Consider the following 17,079-nt stretch of genomic DNA (forward strand, 5'->3'; position numbering starts at 1 on the left):
TGGAACACGCGCATAACAGGAGCCTCTTATGATTCATCTCGATACGTTGTCGACCCTTGTTGCCGCAACGCTGGTTCTTCTGCTTGGTCGCAAGCTGGTACACAGTGTTTCCTTTCTGAAAAAGTACACCATTCCTGAACCTGTTGCCGGTGGGTTGCTGGTGGCGCTGGCCCTGCTGGTGTTGAAAAAAAGCATGGGCTGGGAAATCGATTTCGATATGTCCCTCAAAGATCCGCTGATGCTGGCCTTCTTTGCCACTATCGGCCTGAACGCCAACCTGGCGAGCCTGCGCTCGGGCGGTAAGGTGCTGGGCGTGTTTCTGATTGTCGTGGTTGGTCTGCTGCTGATGCAAAACGCCATCGGCATCGGTATGGCGTCTCTGCTGGGGCTGGATCCGCTGATGGGTCTGCTGGCTGGCTCCATCACTCTGTCCGGCGGGCACGGTACCGGGGCGGCGTGGAGTAAGCTGTTTATCGAGCGCTATGGCTTTGAAAACGCAACGGAAGTGGCGATGGCCTGCGCGACCTTTGGTCTGGTGCTTGGCGGTCTGATTGGCGGCCCGGTAGCGCGCTACCTGGTGAAGCACTCCACCACGCCGGACGGCAGACCGGACGATGAACTGGTCCCCACCGCGTTCGAAAAGCCGGACGTTGGCCGCACCATCACCTCGCTGGTGATGATTGAAACCATCGCCATGATCGCCATCTGTCTGACGCTGGGTAAAGTGGTTGCGCAATGGCTGGCGGGCACGGCCTTTGAACTGCCGACCTTTGTTTGTGTGCTGTTTATCGGGGTGATCCTGAGCAATGGTCTGGCCCTGATGGGCTTCTATCGCGTGTTTGAACGTGCGGTCTCGGTGCTGGGTAACGTCTGCCTGTCGCTGTTCCTGGCGATGGCCCTGATGAGCCTTAAGCTGTGGGAACTGGCGTCGCTGGCGCTGCCGATGGTAGCCATTCTGGCGGTGCAGGCGCTGTTTATGGCGCTCTATGCCATGTTCGTTACCTGGCGCATGATGGGCAAAAACTACGATGCCGCGGTGCTGGCGGCGGGGCACTGTGGGTTTGGTCTGGGTGCCACGCCAACGGCAATCGCAAATATGCAGGCAATCACCGAACGTTTCGGGCCTTCGCACATGGCGTTTCTGGTGGTACCGATGGTTGGGGCATTCTTTATTGATATCGTCAACGCGCTGGTGATCAAGCTGTACCTGATGCTGCCGATGTTCGCCTGAGATCAGGCGTTGGAGTAGCGCTCAGTTTCCGGCATCCAGCGCTCAATTAACGCTGCCGCCTGTTCGGGGTAGCGTTCATGAATATGGCGGGCAAGGCGCTGAACTTCAGGGATCATGGCCTGATCGCGCAGCAAATCTGCCACTTTGAATTCAGCGTTCCCGGTCTGACGTGTGCCCAGGAGCTCGCCCGGGCCACGGATCTCCAGGTCTTTTTGCGCAATGACGAATCCGTCGTTGCTGTCACGCAGTACCTGCAAACGCATCTGCGCGGTTTTTGAGAGCGGGGCTTTGTAGAGCAGAACGCAATGTGAGGCCACCGCACCACGGCCCACGCGGCCACGCAACTGGTGTAACTGCGCAAGCCCCAGACGCTCCGGGTTTTCGATGATCATCAGGCTGGAGTTTGGCACATCCACGCCCACTTCGATCACCGTTGTGGCGACCAGCAAATGCAGCTCGCCCTGTTTGAAGGATTGCATGACGGCCTGTTTTTCTGCGGGCTTCATGCGACCGTGCACCAGGCCCACCTTCAGTTCCGGTAGCGCCAGCTTCAGCTCTTCCCACGTTGCTTCTGCGGCCTGCGCTTCAAGCAGGTCAGACTCCTCAATCAGCGTGCAGACCCAGTACGCCTGACGCCCTTCATGGGTGCAGGCGTTGCGCACGCGATCGATGATGTCGCTGCGGCGGGTATCCGGGATGGCCACCGTCGTGACCGGCGTACGGCCCGGCGGTAGCTCGTCAATGGTGGAGGTGTCCAGATCGGCGTAGGCGGTCATCGCCAGGGTTCGCGGAATAGGCGTGGCGGTCATGATCAGCTGGTGCGGATGGAAGCCCTGCTGCAGCCCTTTTTCCCACAGCGCCAGGCGCTGATGCACGCCAAAGCGGTGCTGTTCATCGATGATCACCAGCGCGAGGCCGTTAAACTGCACCTGCTCCTGGAAGATGGCATGGGTGCCGACAATCATCTGCACCTCACCGCGAGCGATGGCGTCCTGTTGCGCAAGACGCGCTTTGCCCTTTTGTTTTCCGGCAAGCCAGCCCACCTCAATGCCCAGCGGGGCGAACCAGGCGCGGAAGTTATTCGCGTGCTGCTCCGCCAGCAGTTCCGTCGGCGCCATCAGCGCCACCTGCTTGCCGTGGGCAATGGCGCGCAGGGCTGCCAGGGCGGCAACCAGCGTTTTACCAGAGCCTACATCGCCCTGCACCAGGCGCATCATGGGCACATCAAGCGCCATATCGCGTTCGATCTCGGCGGTGACGCGCGCCTGGGCACCGGTAGGTTTAAACGGCAGGGAGGCCAGCAGCTTATCCTTGAGCTCATCACGCGGGCTTAAGGGCTGGGCATGAAAATGCTGCGCACCGGCGCGCAGCGCCAGCATGCTCAGGTTATGCGCCAGTAATTCCTCAAGGATAAGACGCCGTTGGGCAGGGTGTTTGCCGCTTTCTAAATCGCTGAGCTGCAGCGTGGGCGGCGGGCGATGCAGCGTACGCAGCGCTTCCGGCAGGCTCATCATTCCCTGCGCCAGCTCAGGCGCTAGCAGTTCGGTGATGGCGCAGGTATCGAGTAACTCCAGGGCCTGGTCGGTGAGCTTACGCAGCGTCGCCTGCTTGATACCTTCCGTTGTCGGGTAGACCGGAGTGAGCGTCTCCTGCAGCTCCGGCGTGCTGAGATCGCCCTGCACGCGGTACTCCGGGTGGATCATCTCTGCGCCATATTTCCCGCGTTTGGCTTCGCCATATGCCAGCACCCGGCGGCCCGTCGCAAGGCTGTTTTTCATCGCCGCGTTGAAGTTGAAAAAGCGCATGGTGAGAATGCCGGTGCCGTCGCTGATTTGACAGGTCATCATCCGGCGGCCGCCAAAGGTGATGTTGCAGTTCAGCACCTCGCCCTCAACGGTGGCGTAAATCGCGGGCAGCAGATCGCCAATCTTATAAAGTTGCGTGCGGTCTTCATAACGCAGGGGGAGGTGGAGCAGGAGATCCTGCACGGTGTGCAGGCCAATTTTGCCCAGTTTACTGCTTTGTGCCGCGCCCACGCCCGTCAGGCTATTGAGCGGGATGGCATCCAGCAGGCGGCCTTTCATCGGTTACCCTGCGTACTGCATGGTGGCCCACCACCCGGCATCGGCTTCAATTTCGCCCTGCGCGTTGACGTGGGGGTAAGGCAATTTTTTCTGCTTTGCAACACGAGCCAGCACCGGATAGCCGCCTTCAAACAGCAGGCGCTGCTGTTCGTCTTCCGGCAGCATGCTGTTGCTGCGCTCGTACATCCCGGCGTTCTGACGCTGGCGTTGGGCTTCATACAGAATGAGGGCGGAGGCCACAGAGACATTCAGGGACTGCACCATGCCGATCATGGGGATGATGATGTCCTGATCCGCCAGATCCAGCGCTTCCTGAGTGATCCCGGTTTTCTCCTGACCCATCAAAATGCAGGTCGGGCGGGTGTAGTCGATCTCGCGGAAATCGACCGCTTTGGCAGACAAGTTGGTGGCAAGAATTTGCATACCGCGACCTTTCAGGTGCGATACGGCTTCTCCGATGGTCTGATGGGTTTTGACGGACACCCAGCTGTTACTGCCTGCGGCTGTCGACGCCATGGTGCGCATGCGGGCACCGGGCCAGACGGCGTGCACTTCATGCACGCCGACGGCGTCTGCGGTACGGACAATGGCAGAGACGTTATGAGGTTTATGGACCTGCTCCATGCAGACCGTCAGATCAGGCTGACGCCTGGCGAGCATTTCGCAGATACGTGCATAACGTTGTGCATTCATAAAACTAGTTTCGGTTTCGGGTGACTTTAATGACGTCCGGCATGACGCGGATCTTGCGCATAATATTTGCCAGATGCACGCGGTCGCGGGCGGTCAGACGAATAAAGGCGCTGTATACGCGGCCATCTTTTTCTTCCGTATTCAGGCTCTGAATGTTGGAAGAGGCCGTGTTGATCGCTGCCGTCAGGTTCGCCAGGGCACCCTGGTGGTTGAACATATCCACCTTAATTTCGGTGATAAATTCCTGCGCCGTCTCTTTATCCCACTCGACCGCCATAAACTTCTCCGCCTCTTTTTGATAGCCGCGGATGTTACGACAAGATTCATGGTGGATAACCAGCCCTTTGCCCGGGCTGACGTGCGCAATAATCGGATCGCCAGGAATTGGACGGCAACACTTCGCAAAGGTGATAAGCACCCCGTCCGCGCCTTTGATCGGCAGATGCGCGTGGCCGGATGCGCCAGGTGCGGAAGGTATTGCTTCGCCCTGCTGCAGGTTTTTGGCCACCACGACGCTCATGGCGTTACCCAGCCCAATTTCCGCCAGCAGATCGTCCAGAGAGGTGAGCTTCATCCGGTCGAGTTCACGCTGGATATGTTCTGGTGGGATCTCTGCCAGCTTACGGCTGCCACCTAACGCATGGTTGAGCAGACGACGCCCAAGGCTGACGGAGTCATCACGCTTGAGGTTTTTCAGCAGCTGACGGATTTTGGCGCGCGCTTTGGAGCTCACAACAAAGTTCAGCCAGGCCGCGTTTGGACGTGCGCCCGGTGCGGTGATGATTTCGACTGTCTGGCCGCTGGCGAGCGGTTGAGACAGCGGATAAGGCTGTCTGTCTACGCGTGCGCCTACGCAGGCGTGGCCGATATCGGTATGCACGGCATACGCGAAGTCGACCGGGGTCGCGCCCGCAGGCAGTTCGACAATACGCCCTTCAGGCGTGAAAACGTAAATCTCATCCGGGAAGAGATCGGATTTTACGCTCTCGATAAATTCAAACGAGCTCCCCGCACTCTGCTGCAGCTCCAGCAGGCTCTGCATCCAGCGCTGGGCGCGGATTTGTGCCGTGGTGCTGCTTTCACCACCATGCTCTTTATAGGCCCAGTGCGCGGCGACACCCATCTCCGCCATCTGGTCCATGTCTTCTGTGCGGATCTGCACTTCAACAGGGACGCCATGCGGGCCGATCATCGAGGTATGCAAAGATTGATAGCCGTTCGCTTTTGGTATGGCGATGTAATCTTTCATGCGCCCTGGACGCGGCTTGTAGAGGCTGTGCATCTGCCCTAGAACGCGATAGCAGGTGTCGGCGTCGTGGACGATCACGCGGAACGCGTAGATATCCATTATCGAGTGAAAACGCTGCTCTTTGAGCACCATTTTGCAGTAAATAGAGTACAGGTGTTTTTCGCGACCGCTCACGCGACAGGGAATGCCCGCTTCCTGTAAACGTCCTTCAATTTCCGAGAGGATCTTTTGAATCATCTCTTTACGGTTACCGCGGGCGGCTTTCACCACCTCTTTAATGACGCGATAGCGGTTCGGGTACAACGCTTCAAAACCCAGCTCTTCCAGCTCGGTTTTAATGTGATGGATACCTAAACGGTGCGCCAGCGGACTGTAGATTTCGAGGGTTTCACGGGCAATGCGGCGACGTTTGTCCGGGCGGAGTGAGCCCAGCGTGCGCATGTTGTGGGTACGGTCAGCGAGTTTGATGAGAATGACACGGATATCCTGCACCATCGCCATAATCATCTTGCGAAAGTTTTCGGCTTGCGCCTCTTTCTTGTCGCGGAAGTTCAGCTTATCAAGCTTGGACACCCCTTCCACCAGTTCGGCAACGCTTTTGCCAAACAGCTGTTCCATATCCTGGTAAGTGGCAGGGGTATCTTCGATCACGTCGTGCAGCAGAGCGGCCATCAGCGTTTCATAGTCGAGTTTCATCTCGGCCAGAATGCAGGCCACCGCTACCGGGTGCGTGATATAGGGTTCACCGCTTGAACGTGTCTGGCCCTCGTGAGCGTCACGTGCAACGAGATAAGCCTGCTGAAGACGCTTAATCTGGTCTTCAGGCAGGTAGGTTTGAATCAGTTGATTCAGGCTTTCAAACAGATACAAGGGCGACCCGCAGGTTTAATTAACGACGACCTTCAGCAATGGCGGTTACGGCCTGCAGTTCTGCGGCTTCCTGCTCTTGCTGCTCCTGGCGCTCACGCACGTCGAGGATCTGGTTGTTGATCAGACCTTCTTCGATTTCGCGAAGTGCAATTACGGTGGTTTTATCGTTTTCTTCCGGTACCAGCGGATCTTTTCCGCCTACCTGCATCTGACGAGCGCGACGCGCGGCGACCAGCACCAGGTCAAAACGGTTACCAATTTTCTCTACAGCGTCCTGAACAGTTACGCGTGCCATACTTAAAATGCTCCACAGGTGAAGAAATGACTGGGCATAATACTGAAAGTGGGTTCAGTCTGCCAACAGTTTGGTGATTAATGCGTCATGTCGCTGCTTCTGGCGGCTCATACGCAGACGTTCTGCGCGAAGGATGGTTTTGAGATCGCTCAGTGCGGCATCAAAATCATCATTCACAATAAGGTAATCATATTCGGCGTAATGGCTCATTTCTGCAACTGCCTGTTCCATACGCTTTGCAATGACCTCTTCGCTGTCCTGACCGCGGCCACGCAGGCGGCGGTCCAGCTCATCTTTCGACGGCGGTAAAATAAAGATACTGCGCGAATCAGGCATTTTCTTGCGAATTTGCTGTGCGCCCTGCCAGTCGATATCCAGGAACACATTCACGCCGGTTGCCAGAACCTGCTCAATGGTTTCACGCGAAGTACCGTAGTAGTTCCCGAATACTTCTGCGTGTTCAAGAAACGCATCTCGGCCAATCATCGCTTTAAATTCGTCGTGATCGACAAAGAAATAGTGCTCACCGTGCACTTCACCCGGACGCGGTTTACGCGTGGTGTGTGAAACAGAAACCTGAGTGTCATACAACGGTTGGGTTTTTAACAGTGCCTGAATAAGGCTGGATTTACCCGCGCCACTAGGGGCAGAAACAATATAAAGCGTGCCTTGAGCCATGAGAGTCTTTTGTATGTGTTAACGAAGAAGTCCTACATACGGGCTTATTATACACGTCGCCGCTGTGTGACGTAGCCTTTGTCACACTTTTTCCCCTGGATTATTGCATTTTGCGTGTCGTTTTCAGGTTTTACCTGTGTTTTGCAGCAACATAAATTCACTCTGGATAGCGCCTCGCAAAGCGCAATGTTGCCATTAGCGTGGTTTTCGTCGCCGGGTTATACCTCCAGCAACGTAAAGGAGGGGTAGCGATGTGGCGATGGATAAGCGGCTTCATGCTGTTGTGGTGTGGTTCTGCGGCGGCGGTGTGCCCGGTGTGGTCTCAGGCGAGGGCGGAGAAAGAGATTGCGACGTTAAGTGCGCAAATCAAACGCTGGGATGACGCCTACTGGCAGCAGGGTATCAGCGAAGTGAACGATGAAGTGTATGACCAGCTCAACGGGCGGTTAAAACAGTGGCAGCACTGTTTTGGGCATGCATCACCTGACGCAGCACTTCCCGCCCTGACGGGACGTATCAAACACCCCGTCGCCCATACAGGGGTTCATAAGGTGAGCAGTAAAGAAGAGCTTGGCCAGTGGATGCATGCCCGGCGCAATCTCTGGATGCAACCCAAAGTTGACGGTGTAGCGGTAACGCTGGTGTATCGGGGGGGAACATTGGCTCAGGCCATTAGCCGTGGCGATGGGCTAAAAGGTGAAGACTGGACATCGCAGGTGCGTTTAATACCGTCGGTGCCACAACACCTTTACGGCGCGCTGGCAAACAGCGTGTTACAGGGGGAGCTTTTTTGGCAGCGTGAAAACCACATTCAGCAGCAGATGGGCGGAATGAATGCACGCGCAAAAGTCGCAGGTGCGATGATGCGCCAGCAGGATAACGCGTTTTTGAGAGAGGTTGGGGTATTCATCTGGGCCTGGCCAGACGGGCCAAAAGAGATGAAAACCGCACTGGCGGAACTGTCTGACGCGGGGTTTACCCTGACGGCGCGCTATACCTTGCCCGTAGAGCATATTGAGGCCGTAGAAAAGCAGCGCTCAGCGTGGCACACCGCAGCATTACCCTTTGCCACGGACGGCATTGTGGTTCGCTCGGCGGATGAACTGCCGGGTGAAAACTGGCTGCCAGGAGAGGGCAGTTGGGTTGTTGCTTGGAAATATCCCCCTGTCGCGCAGGTTGCTGAAGTACGGGATATACACTTCACTGTGGGCCGAACGGGGAAAATTGCCGTTGTGGCGGGGCTGGAGCCAGTACGGCTGGATGATAAACAGGTGCAGCGGGTTAGCCTCGGGTCCGTTGGCCGCTGGCAAAGGCTGGATATCGCGCCGGGCGATCAGATCCAGGTAAGCCTGGCCGGACAGGGGATCCCCCGATTCGACAAAGTCGTCTGGCGAGGGACCGACCGGCAAAAACCAGAACCTCCAGTCCCGCAGTACCATTCTCTCAGCTGTTTTTACGCTTCACCGGAATGTATGGAGCAGTTCTTTGCCCGGCTGACGTGGCTCAGTTCTAAGCAAGGGCTGGATATTGCCGGTTTAGGCGAGTCAGGCTGGCGGGCGCTCTGGCAGGCACATCGCTTTGAACATATTTTCTCATGGCTGTTGTTAACCCAGGCACAGCTGCAAACCACGCCGGGGTTTTCGGCTGCACGCGGACTGGCGCTCTGGCATCAGTTTAATCTGGTGCGCGAGCGTCCTTTTATTCGTTGGATCATGGCGATGGGGGTTCCGCTGGCTCAGGCGACTCTGAAAGCCGCCGGAGAGCTATCATGGCAGACCATGCACCAGCGTAGCGCTATGGACTGGCAGACCTTGCCGGGGACCGGAGAGGAGAAAGCGCGGCAAATCGTTAACTGGCTCCACGCGCCGGAGGTGGATGTGCTGGCAAAGTGGCTGGCTGAACAGCACATCAAGGGATTCTGAAATTAGTGAGCGCTGTGTTTGTAGTGAAACACCGGCAGGCCGAGCTTCAGTCGCAACGCCAGCATGCGGGCCGTAAAGCCGAACAGCAGCGTGGAGATGACCACCACATCATGGTTCGAAACATAATGCTGCAGGGCAATATAGAGCACCGCTGCGGCGAAGGAGATGCCGGCGTACAGCTCTTTTTGAAAGACCAGAGGAATACGTTTGCAAAACATATCGCGCAGCACGCCTCCAAACACCCCGGTCACCACGGCGGCAATGGTGGCGATAACTGGCCCTTCGCCCATATCGAGCGCGATTTGTGCGCCAATGATAGAAAAGACAATCAGCCCGAGCGCATCAAGCACCAGAAACAGGCGACGCAGATGGGTCATAACGGGCGCGACAATGGTGGTTACTACGGCGGCGGTCGCCACAATAATCACGTACTCGGGGTTTTTCACCCAGCCCAGCGGGTAATGGCCCAGCAGAATATCGCGCACGGAACCGCCGCCCAGCGCGGTCGCTGTGGCAATAATGATCACGCCGAAGGTATCCATTCGGCGACGACCGGCTGCAAGCGCGCCAGTCATGGCTTCTGCAGTGATGCCAATGAGATAAAGAGTGTGAAGCAGCATATAACCTCCGGTGTGAAGCCGGGAAGGTTAACGTTTTGTGCGCACGATCACGATTGAGATTTTCTAAAGTGAGCGGGTTTGCCCTATAAAATTTTATCAACCCATAGTGGAGAAGGTTGATTGGTGGCGGCAAAGCGAGAAAAGACGGGTTAAAATGGATTAGAAATAGTAATGGGTGACGTCGGTCGACGCCACCCGAATAGTATTACTCAATATTCTGGATCTGCTCGCGCATCTGCTCAATCAGTACCTTGAGCTCAATGGCGGAATTCGTCACGTCGGCATTGATTGATTTAGACGCCAGGGTATTCGACTCGCGGTTGAATTCCTGCATCATAAAGTCGAGACGACGACCAACGGCTTCTTTCTTCTTCAGAATGTTGTAGGTCTCTTTAACATGTGCTTCCAGACGGTCCAGCTCTTCGGCCACGTCAACGCGCTGCGCCATCAGCACCAGCTCTTGTTCCAGACGGTTATTTTCCAGCTGAACTTCCGCTTCTTCCAGTTTGGCAACCAGACGCTCGCGCTGCCACTGCAGCACTTCCGGCATATGGGTACGTACTTTTGCCACTTCGGCGCTGACGCCTTCAAGGCGCTGTTCAATCATCGCTTTCAGCGCCTGGCCTTCGGTTTCGCGAGCAACGATAAAGTCATCCAGCGTGCTGTCGAGGGCGGCAAGGATTTCAGCGGCAATTGCATCCAGATCCTGCTCTCCGGCAGCCATGACGCCAGGCCAGCGCAGAATATCAACCGGATTAATTTCGCCTTCGTCGCTTTGCATTTTGACCCAGTTCGCCGCATTGACGAGCTGTTTTGCCAGTTTTTCGTTGAGGATCAGTTCGCCCTGCGCGCTGGCATCCGGCTCAAAACGCAGGTTACATTCCACTTTGCCGCGCGTCAGACGCGTACGGATACGCTCACGCACCACAGGCTCAAGGCTGCGGAACTGCTCCGGCATACGGAAATAGGTTTCCAGATAGCGCTGGTTTACCGAACGCATTTCCCAGGTAGCGCTACCCCAGCTACCCTTGATTTCACGCCGGGCGTAGGCGGTCATACTGCGGATCATAGATATTCCCGTTTTTAAAGGAGAGATGGGGGGATTATAGCTTTCAGGGGCTTCTCAGGATAGGAATAAGCGTCCTTTATCCGTATAATGCGCAGCCACATTCGTTTCAAGCCGGAGAATTCATCATGCGTCCAGCAGGTCGTAGCGCCAATCAGGTGCGTCCCGTCACCCTGACCCGTAACTATACAAAACACGCTGAAGGCTCCGTTCTGGTTGAGTTTGGTGACACCAAAGTGCTGTGCACGGCTTCCATTGAAGAAGGCGTTCCGCGCTTCCTGAAAGGTCAGGGCCAGGGCTGGATCACGGCTGAATACGGCATGCTGCCGCGTGCAACGCATACCCGTAATGCCCGTGAAGCGGCAAAGGGTAAGCAGGGCGGCCGTACCATGGAAATTCAGCGCCTCATCGCGCGTGCGCTGCGCGCCGCTGTTGATCTGAAAACGCTGGGCGAATTCACCATTACCCTGGACTGCGACGTCATTCAGGCTGACGGTGGCACGCGTACCGCATCGATTACCGGTGCCTGTGTAGCGCTGGCGGATGCCCTGAATAAACTGGTTGCGGCCGGTAAGCTGAAAACAAACCCAATGAAAGGGATGGTTGCCGCGGTGTCCGTCGGTATCGTTAACGGTGAAGCGCTTTGCGATCTGGAATACGTAGAAGACTCCGCTGCCGAAACTGACATGAACGTGGTGATGACCGAAGACGGACGTATCATTGAGGTGCAGGGCACCGCAGAAGGCGAACCGTTTACCCACGAAGAACTTCTCACCTTGCTGGCTCTGGCCCGAGGGGGAATTGAATCTATTGTAACGACGCAGAAAGCGGCGTTAGAAAATTGATTTTAAAGGCGACCAATGAGTCGCCTTTTTTTTGCCTGTAAGACAGAAAAGACAAAGGAGCGAATCCATGAAACCGTATCAGCGCCAGTTTATTGAGTTTGCGCTTAACAAGCAGGTCCTCAAGTTTGGCGAGTTTACGCTGAAATCCGGGCGCAAGAGCCCCTATTTCTTCAATGCCGGGCTGTTCAATACCGGGCGCGATCTGGCGCTGTTAGGCCGTTTCTATGCCGAAGCGCTGGTGGATTCAGGGATTGATTTCGACCTGCTGTTTGGCCCGGCCTATAAGGGCATTCCGATTGCGACCACCACCGCGGTTGCGCTGGCAGAACACCATGACCGCGACGTGCCGTACTGCTTTAACCGTAAAGAGGCCAAAACCCACGGTGAAGGCGGCAACCTGGTCGGCAGCCCACTGCAGGGGCGCGTGATGCTGGTGGACGACGTCATCACCGCGGGTACCGCCATTCGCGAATCCATGGAGATTATCCAGGCCAACGGCGCGACGCTGGCTGGCGTGTTGATTTCTCTGGACCGTCAGGAACGGGGGCGTGGTGAAATCTCGGCCATTCAGGAAGTTGAACGTGATTACAGCTGCAAAGTGACGTCAATCATCAACCTGAAAGACCTGATTGCGTATCTGGAAGAGAAGCCAGAGATGGCGGATCATCTGGCTGCGGTGCGGGCATATCGCGAAGAGTTCGGCGTGTAACGGAATCGCCCGGTGGCGCGTCGCTTGCCGGGCCTGCGCAATTCGTAGGCCGGATAAGGCGAAGCCGCCAACCGGCAACGACGTTACTGCAACTGCGCCGCCACTAACGGCCAACGGGCGTCGAAATCGTCCGTTGGGCTGTATTTGAACTCACTGCGTACAAAACGGGAGAGCATGCCTTCGCAAAACGCCAGGATCTGGCTTGCCAGCAGCGTTTCATCCGTGCTGTAACCTTCGCCTTCACGCATTTTCTTCTCACGCAGTACCTGGCGCAGCTGCGCTTCAATACGTTCGAAAAGCTGGTTGATGCGACCCTGCAGTCTGTCCTGCTCAAACATCAGCGCATGGCCAGTCAGAATACGGGTCAGGCCCGGGTTACGTTCTCCAAATCCCAGAATCAATTGCACAATCAGACGCAGACGCGCAGTGGTGTCTTTTTCGTCTTTCAGAATCAGGTTGATGCGCGTGATCAGACTGTCTTCGATAAACTCGATCAGGCTGTCGAACATCCGGGTTTTGCTCGGGAAATGACGGTACAGCGCCGCTTCAGACACGCCTACAGAGGCGGCCAGTTTTGCGGTGGTGATGCGTTGACTGCCATCGCTGGATTCAAGCATCAGAGCCAGAGATTGAAGTATTTCTTCGCGACGGTTCCTTTTCGCGGTTTGTTTTTCTGCCATGTTGCAAAATACCCCTGAAAATAAGCACTTGTCAGGCTGGCATCCACACAGCGACCGCAAACTGGCGTTTGCGGTTTGTTATGACATTATGGCGCTGTGAGATGCGTGTCTGTCGGGCGGTTATTTGCGCCCGGAATGGCCGAAGCCGCCTTCGCCACGGTCTGTGGCATCAAAGTCTGCCACCAGGTTAAATTCTGCCTGCACCACAGGTACAAAGACCATCTGCGCGATACGCTCGCCCGGTTCAATGGTGAAGCTGTCCTGACCCCGGTTCCAGACGGAGACCATCAGCTGGCCCTGGTAGTCAGAGTCGATCAGGCCGACCAGGTTACCCAGCACGACACCATGCTTATGACCCAGGCCTGAACGTGGCAGGATTACCGCCGCCAGTGAAGGGTCAGCAATGTGAATCGCCAGGCCCGTTGGGATCAGGGTGGTCGCACCCGGAGCCAGTTCTACGGCGTCATCGAGACAGGCGCGCAGGTCAAGACCGGCAGAGCCGGAGGTGGCATAGGTTGGCAGCGGGAATTGCTCGCCAACACGCGGGTCCAGAATCTTAACGTCGATTTTTTTCATCATAACGGGTAACGATCTCGTCCAGTAATTGTTGGCCCAGGAGTTCCTTGCGCTCAAGCGGTAAGATTTTATCTCCATCCTGCCAGAAAAGGTGCAGTGCGTTGCTGTCGCTGTTAAATCCTTGCGTGGCCAGCGATACGTCATTCGCGCAAATCAAATCGAGGTTTTTGCGGGTACGTTTTTGCCGGGCATATTCTTCCACATTATTTGTTTCTGCGGCAAACCCAACAACGTAAGGACGATGGGTTTTCAGCGCGGCGACGCCAGCAACGATATCCGGGTTTTTCACCATTTTTAGTGTTAATTCATCGCCTTGCTTTTTGATTTTGGCATCGGAAATGGTCTCTGCGCGGTAGTCCGCGACGGCAGCACAACCGATAAAAATCTGCTGGTTTTGCGCACGGGCCTGTACCGCGGCCTCCATTTCCAGCGCGGTGGTGACGTCAATACGCTGCACAAAAGGCGGCGTAGGTAAGGAGACCGGGCCACTGACCAGCGTGACGTTCGCGCCGCGTTTCGCCGCTGCGGCCGCAATCGCAAAGCCCATTTTACCGGAGCTGTGGTTGGTAATGTAACGTACCGGATCCAGCGGCTCGCGCGTTGGGCCGGCTGTAATCATGATGTTGAGATGTTGCAGGTCGTTGACAGGCGAAAAATGGGCCGCGGCCATATCGACAATAGTCAATGGATCAAGCATACGGCCTGGGCCGACATCGCCACAGGCCTGGCTCCCGCTGTCCGGCCCCCAGATCAGCAGGCCGCGCGAGGTCAGCGTCTGTAGATTATGCTGGGTCGCGGCATTGCGATACATCTGCTGATTCATGGCCGGCACAACGGCAACAGGGGCGGGCGTAGCCAGACAAATGGTCGAAACCAGATCGTTCGCCATCCCGGCGGCAACGCGGGCAATTAAATCGGCCGTGGCGGGGGCAAGGATAACCAGGTCTGCCCATTTCCCAAGCTCAATATGGCCCATCGCGGCTTCTGCGGCAGGGTCAAGCAGGCTGTCAGATACCGGGTATCCTGAAACGGCCTGCAGGCTCAGAGGAGTGATAAAGGCTTTTCCGCCTTCGGTTATCGCGACCCGTACGTCGGCCCCGCGCTCGCGCAGACGGCGCACCAGTTCCGGCGTTTTATAGGCTGCAATGCCGCCGCTAACGCCAAGAACGATTTTTTTACCGGCCAGGCTCATCATGATTCTTTCCTGTTGGGTTTCACCAGAGAGCGGGCATTTTATCACAATCCCAAAAACGGGGTGATCTTGTCCTTCGGTCACTTTGCGAGGCGTTACGCAAGAACGAGACGCGAGAGTCAGGTAACTGAGTAGCCTATGGCAAGATGGGCAAAAAACAGGGAGAAAAAGCATGGAAGACGAGGATGAACTGCTCTTACCGCGCGAAAAATTGCTGCGCTATGGCGTCACTTTGCTAAAAGATGAGGAACTGCTGGCGCTTTTTTTGCGCACCGGTACGCCCGGCAAAACGGTCTTTACGCTGGCAAAAGATCTGATAGGCCATTTTGGCTCACTCTACGGTTTGATGACGGCGGAACTGGCGGAGTTTGCGCATGTGGAGGGTATCGGTGTGGCAAAATATGCCCAGCTTAAGGGGATTGCCGAACTGGCCCGCCGTTTTCAGTGTGTTCGTATGCAGGAGGAGGACCCGATACTGACTCCTGCGATGACGCGCGAGTTTCTGCAAAGTCAGTTAACCGATATTGAACGCGAGATCTTTATGGTGATCTTTCTCGACAACCGGAACCGGGTGCTCAAGCATAGCCACCTTTTCTCGGGCACGCTAAGCCATGTTGAGGTTCATCCGCGTGAAATTGTGCGCGAAGCAATAAAATTGAATGCAGCCGGCGTGATACTCGCGCATAATCACCCTTCTGGCTGTGCAGAACCAAGCAGAGCTGACAAAGAGATCACCGACCGCATTGTCAAATGCTGTCAATTCATGGACATTCGTGTGCTGGACCATCTGATAATTGGCCGCGGAGAGTACCTTTCTTTTGCAGAACATGGCTGGATTTAGGCTATTTCTCGCGATCCATCGGGATCTTTGTCTGTTCGGGACTTGAGCACACCGCCGAGTCAGCGTATACTACGCCACCTTTGAGAATCTCGGGTTTGGCATTTGGGCCTGGCAATCGAGAGTTCAATAGAACTATGCGATGACCGGGCTGTAAAGCCTGACGAGGCGCCGATACCCCATACGAAGCTCGAGCTAATTTGATTTTTGGAGAATAGACATGTCCCGAGTCTGCCAAGTTACTGGCAAGCGTCCGGTGACCGGTAACAACCGTTCCCACGCACTGAACGCGACTAAACGCCGTTTCCTGCCGAACCTGCACTCTCACCGTTTCTGGGTTGAGAGCGAGAAGCGTTTTGTCACCCTGCGCGTATCTGCTAAAGGTATGCGTGTAATTGATAAGAAAGGCATCGATACAGTTCTGTCCGAACTGCGTGCCCGTGGCGAAAAGTACTAAGTACTTAAAGAGGAAATAAATCATGGCTAAAGGTATTCGCGAGAAAATCAAGCTGGTTTCTTCTGCTGGTACAGGTCACTTCTACACCACTACGAAGAACAAACGTACTAAGCCGGAAAAACTGGAACTGAAAAAATTCGATCCAGTTGTACGCCAGCACGTAATGTACAAAGAAGCTAAAATCAAATAATTTTAGCCTCCTTGTATTGAAAAACCCCGCAACTGCGGGGTTTTTTGCATTCTGCATCTTACTACGGAGGAATCATGCCTGAATTACCTGAGGTGGAGACCAGCCGCCGCGGTATTGAGCCGCATCTGGTCGGCGCGACTATTCTTCATGCTACCGTGCGTAATGGTCGCCTCCGTTGGCCGGTTTCTGATGAGATCCATGCGTTAAGCGATAAACCGATCCTCAGCGTCCAGCGCCGCGCGAAATATCTGCTCCTGGAGCTGCCCGATGGCTGGATCATCATTCATCTTGGCATGTCCGGCAGCCTGCGGATCCTCACTGAAGAGCTGCCTGCGGAAAAGCATGACCATGTCGATCTGGTGATGAGTAACGGCAAAGTGTTGCGTTATACCGATCCCCGCCGCTTTGGCGCATGGCTGTGGACCAAAGAACTGGAAGGACATAGCGTACTGGCACATCTGGGGCCAGAGCCGCTTTCAGAAGCGTTTAACGCGGAATACCTGAAAGCGAAGTGTGCGAAAAAGAAAACCCCGATTAAACCCTGGCTGATGGATAACAAGCTGGTGGTCGGCGTGGGGAATATCTATGCCAGCGAATCGCTGTTTGCGGCCGGGATCCATCCCGATCGGCTGGCCTCTTCGCTGTCGGCGCAGGAGTGTGAGCTGCTGGTGCGGGTGATTAAAGCGGTGCTGCTTCGCTCAATTGAGCAGGGGGGAACGACGCTGAAGGACTTCCTGCAAAGCGATGGTAAGCCAGGCTATTTTGCTCAGGAGCTGCAGGTGTATGGCCGCAAAGGCGAGCCGTGCAGAGTGTGTGGAACGCCGATCATCGCAACAAAGCATGCCCAGCGCGCCACATTCTATTGCCGTCAATGCCAGAAATAG

At 55.8% G+C, this 17,079-nt stretch carries 18 protein-coding genes; 8 read left to right on the plus strand and 10 right to left on the minus strand.

Annotated features, from left to right (window positions below; all coding sequences use genetic code 11):
* Positions 1–28 precede the first annotated feature (28 nt).
* Complete coding sequence (gltS, locus tag ECL_RS00540; protein ID WP_013094878.1) at positions 29–1,231, plus strand: sodium/glutamate symporter; 1,203 nt, start codon at positions 29–31, stop codon at positions 1,229–1,231.
* A gap of 2 nt (positions 1,232–1,233) precedes the next feature.
* Here gltS and recG read toward each other — a convergent pair whose 3' ends face one another.
* The 5 genes from recG to gmk are packed head-to-tail and all read right to left on the minus strand — an operon-like array spanning position 1,234 to position 7,100.
* Complete coding sequence (gene recG / locus ECL_RS00545; protein ID WP_013094879.1) at positions 1,234–3,315, minus strand: ATP-dependent DNA helicase RecG; 2,082 nt, start codon at positions 3,313–3,315, stop codon at positions 1,234–1,236.
* Positions 3,316–3,318: 3 nt separating this feature from the next.
* Entirely contained in the window at positions 3,319–4,008 is a 690-nt protein-coding gene (gene trmH / locus ECL_RS27535) for a tRNA (guanosine(18)-2'-O)-methyltransferase TrmH (protein ID WP_020686483.1), read from the minus strand.
* 4 nt (positions 4,009–4,012) lie between these two features.
* On the minus strand, positions 4,013–6,127 hold the full coding sequence (spoT, locus tag ECL_RS00550; RefSeq protein ID WP_013094882.1) for a bifunctional GTP diphosphokinase/guanosine-3',5'-bis pyrophosphate 3'-pyrophosphohydrolase: 2,115 nt from the start codon (positions 6,125–6,127) through the stop codon (positions 4,013–4,015).
* A gap of 19 nt (positions 6,128–6,146) precedes the next feature.
* Positions 6,147–6,422, minus strand: coding sequence for a DNA-directed RNA polymerase subunit omega (rpoZ, locus tag ECL_RS00555; protein ID WP_000135058.1), 276 nt, complete (start codon positions 6,420–6,422; stop codon positions 6,147–6,149).
* 54 nt (positions 6,423–6,476) lie between these two features.
* Entirely contained in the window at positions 6,477–7,100 is a 624-nt protein-coding gene (gmk, locus tag ECL_RS00560) for a guanylate kinase (RefSeq protein ID WP_013094883.1), read from the minus strand.
* Positions 7,101–7,351: 251 nt separating this feature from the next.
* Between gmk and ligB the strand changes: the two genes are divergently transcribed.
* The gene (gene ligB, locus ECL_RS00565) at positions 7,352–9,022 is read left to right on the plus strand and encodes an NAD-dependent DNA ligase LigB (RefSeq protein ID WP_013094885.1); all 1,671 of its coding nucleotides are present in this window, start codon (positions 7,352–7,354) and stop codon (positions 9,020–9,022) included.
* Positions 9,023–9,024: 2 nt separating this feature from the next.
* Here ligB and ECL_RS00570 read toward each other — a convergent pair whose 3' ends face one another.
* Complete coding sequence (locus ECL_RS00570) at positions 9,025–9,642, minus strand: trimeric intracellular cation channel family protein (protein WP_013094886.1); 618 nt, start codon at positions 9,640–9,642, stop codon at positions 9,025–9,027.
* A gap of 205 nt (positions 9,643–9,847) precedes the next feature.
* Entirely contained in the window at positions 9,848–10,711 is an 864-nt protein-coding gene (locus ECL_RS00575) for a YicC/YloC family endoribonuclease (protein ID WP_013094887.1), read from the minus strand.
* A gap of 125 nt (positions 10,712–10,836) precedes the next feature.
* Between ECL_RS00575 and rph the strand changes: the two genes are divergently transcribed.
* Both rph and pyrE read left to right on the plus strand, forming a co-directional pair.
* Entirely contained in the window at positions 10,837–11,553 is a 717-nt protein-coding gene (gene rph, locus ECL_RS00580) for a ribonuclease PH (RefSeq protein ID WP_013094888.1), read from the plus strand.
* Between the two features lie 67 nt (positions 11,554–11,620).
* Positions 11,621–12,262: an orotate phosphoribosyltransferase gene (gene pyrE / locus ECL_RS00585; RefSeq protein ID WP_013094889.1), complete on the plus strand. Its 642-nt coding sequence runs from the start codon at positions 11,621–11,623 to the stop codon at positions 12,260–12,262.
* Positions 12,263–12,345: 83 nt separating this feature from the next.
* Here pyrE and slmA read toward each other — a convergent pair whose 3' ends face one another.
* From slmA to coaBC, 3 genes are all read right to left on the minus strand, one after another.
* A complete protein-coding gene (gene slmA, locus ECL_RS00590) occupies positions 12,346–12,942 on the minus strand; it encodes a nucleoid occlusion factor SlmA (protein ID WP_013094890.1) in 597 nt (198 codons plus the stop codon).
* A 120-nt stretch (positions 12,943–13,062) separates the two neighbouring features.
* A complete protein-coding gene (gene dut, locus ECL_RS00595) occupies positions 13,063–13,521 on the minus strand; it encodes a dUTP diphosphatase (RefSeq protein WP_015570042.1) in 459 nt (152 codons plus the stop codon).
* On the minus strand, positions 13,499–14,710 hold the full coding sequence (coaBC, locus tag ECL_RS00600; protein WP_086528250.1) for a bifunctional phosphopantothenoylcysteine decarboxylase/phosphopantothenate--cysteine ligase CoaBC: 1,212 nt from the start codon (positions 14,708–14,710) through the stop codon (positions 13,499–13,501). The genes dut and coaBC overlap by 23 nt, the downstream gene beginning before the upstream one ends.
* 172 nt (positions 14,711–14,882) lie before the next feature.
* On the opposite strand from coaBC, the gene radC reads away from it, so the two are divergent.
* The 4 genes from radC (at position 14,883) to mutM (ending at position 17,079) form a co-directional block, all read left to right on the plus strand.
* Positions 14,883–15,551 carry a RadC family protein gene (gene radC / locus ECL_RS00605; protein ID WP_013094892.1) on the plus strand — a complete coding sequence of 223 codons (669 nt, stop codon included), beginning with the start codon at positions 14,883–14,885 and terminating at the stop codon, positions 15,549–15,551.
* A 217-nt stretch (positions 15,552–15,768) separates the two neighbouring features.
* A complete protein-coding gene (gene rpmB / locus ECL_RS00610) occupies positions 15,769–16,005 on the plus strand; it encodes a 50S ribosomal protein L28 (protein WP_002436699.1) in 237 nt (78 codons plus the stop codon).
* A 22-nt stretch (positions 16,006–16,027) separates the two neighbouring features.
* Entirely contained in the window at positions 16,028–16,195 is a 168-nt protein-coding gene (gene rpmG, locus ECL_RS00615; protein ID WP_013094893.1) for a 50S ribosomal protein L33, read from the plus strand.
* A 74-nt stretch (positions 16,196–16,269) separates the two neighbouring features.
* Positions 16,270–17,079: a bifunctional DNA-formamidopyrimidine glycosylase/DNA-(apurinic or apyrimidinic site) lyase gene (gene mutM, locus ECL_RS00620; RefSeq protein ID WP_013094894.1), complete on the plus strand. Its 810-nt coding sequence runs from the start codon at positions 16,270–16,272 to the stop codon at positions 17,077–17,079.

This window comes from Enterobacter cloacae subsp. cloacae ATCC 13047 (assembly GCF_000025565.1).
Taxonomy (GTDB): domain Bacteria; phylum Pseudomonadota; class Gammaproteobacteria; order Enterobacterales; family Enterobacteriaceae; genus Enterobacter; species Enterobacter cloacae.

Bases quoted from the DNA above. Each gene is read 5' to 3' on its own strand.
- gltS (WP_013094878.1), top strand. From the start codon at position 29: ATGATTCATCTCGATACGTTGTCGACCCTTGTTGCCGCAACGCTGGTT.
- recG (WP_013094879.1), bottom strand. From the start codon at position 3,315: ATGAAAGGCCGCCTGCTGGATGCCATCCCGCTCAATAGCCTGACGGGC.
- trmH (WP_020686483.1), bottom strand. From the start codon at position 4,008: ATGAATGCACAACGTTATGCACGTATCTGCGAAATGCTCGCCAGGCGT.
- rpoZ (WP_000135058.1), bottom strand. From the start codon at position 6,422: ATGGCACGCGTAACTGTTCAGGACGCTGTAGAGAAAATTGGTAACCGT.
- gmk (WP_013094883.1), bottom strand. From the start codon at position 7,100: ATGGCTCAAGGCACGCTTTATATTGTTTCTGCCCCTAGTGGCGCGGGT.
- ligB (WP_013094885.1), top strand. From the start codon at position 7,352: ATGTGGCGATGGATAAGCGGCTTCATGCTGTTGTGGTGTGGTTCTGCG.
- ECL_RS00570 (WP_013094886.1), bottom strand. From the start codon at position 9,642: ATGCTGCTTCACACTCTTTATCTCATTGGCATCACTGCAGAAGCCATG.
- ECL_RS00575 (WP_013094887.1), bottom strand. From the start codon at position 10,711: ATGATCCGCAGTATGACCGCCTACGCCCGGCGTGAAATCAAGGGTAGC.
- rph (WP_013094888.1), top strand. From the start codon at position 10,837: ATGCGTCCAGCAGGTCGTAGCGCCAATCAGGTGCGTCCCGTCACCCTG.
- pyrE (WP_013094889.1), top strand. From the start codon at position 11,621: ATGAAACCGTATCAGCGCCAGTTTATTGAGTTTGCGCTTAACAAGCAG.
- slmA (WP_013094890.1), bottom strand. From the start codon at position 12,942: ATGGCAGAAAAACAAACCGCGAAAAGGAACCGTCGCGAAGAAATACTT.
- dut (WP_015570042.1), bottom strand. From the start codon at position 13,521: ATGATGAAAAAAATCGACGTTAAGATTCTGGACCCGCGTGTTGGCGAG.
- coaBC (WP_086528250.1), bottom strand. From the start codon at position 14,710: ATGAGCCTGGCCGGTAAAAAAATCGTTCTTGGCGTTAGCGGCGGCATT.
- radC (WP_013094892.1), top strand. From the start codon at position 14,883: ATGGAAGACGAGGATGAACTGCTCTTACCGCGCGAAAAATTGCTGCGC.
- rpmB (WP_002436699.1), top strand. From the start codon at position 15,769: ATGTCCCGAGTCTGCCAAGTTACTGGCAAGCGTCCGGTGACCGGTAAC.
- rpmG (WP_013094893.1), top strand. From the start codon at position 16,028: ATGGCTAAAGGTATTCGCGAGAAAATCAAGCTGGTTTCTTCTGCTGGT.
- mutM (WP_013094894.1), top strand. From the start codon at position 16,270: ATGCCTGAATTACCTGAGGTGGAGACCAGCCGCCGCGGTATTGAGCCG.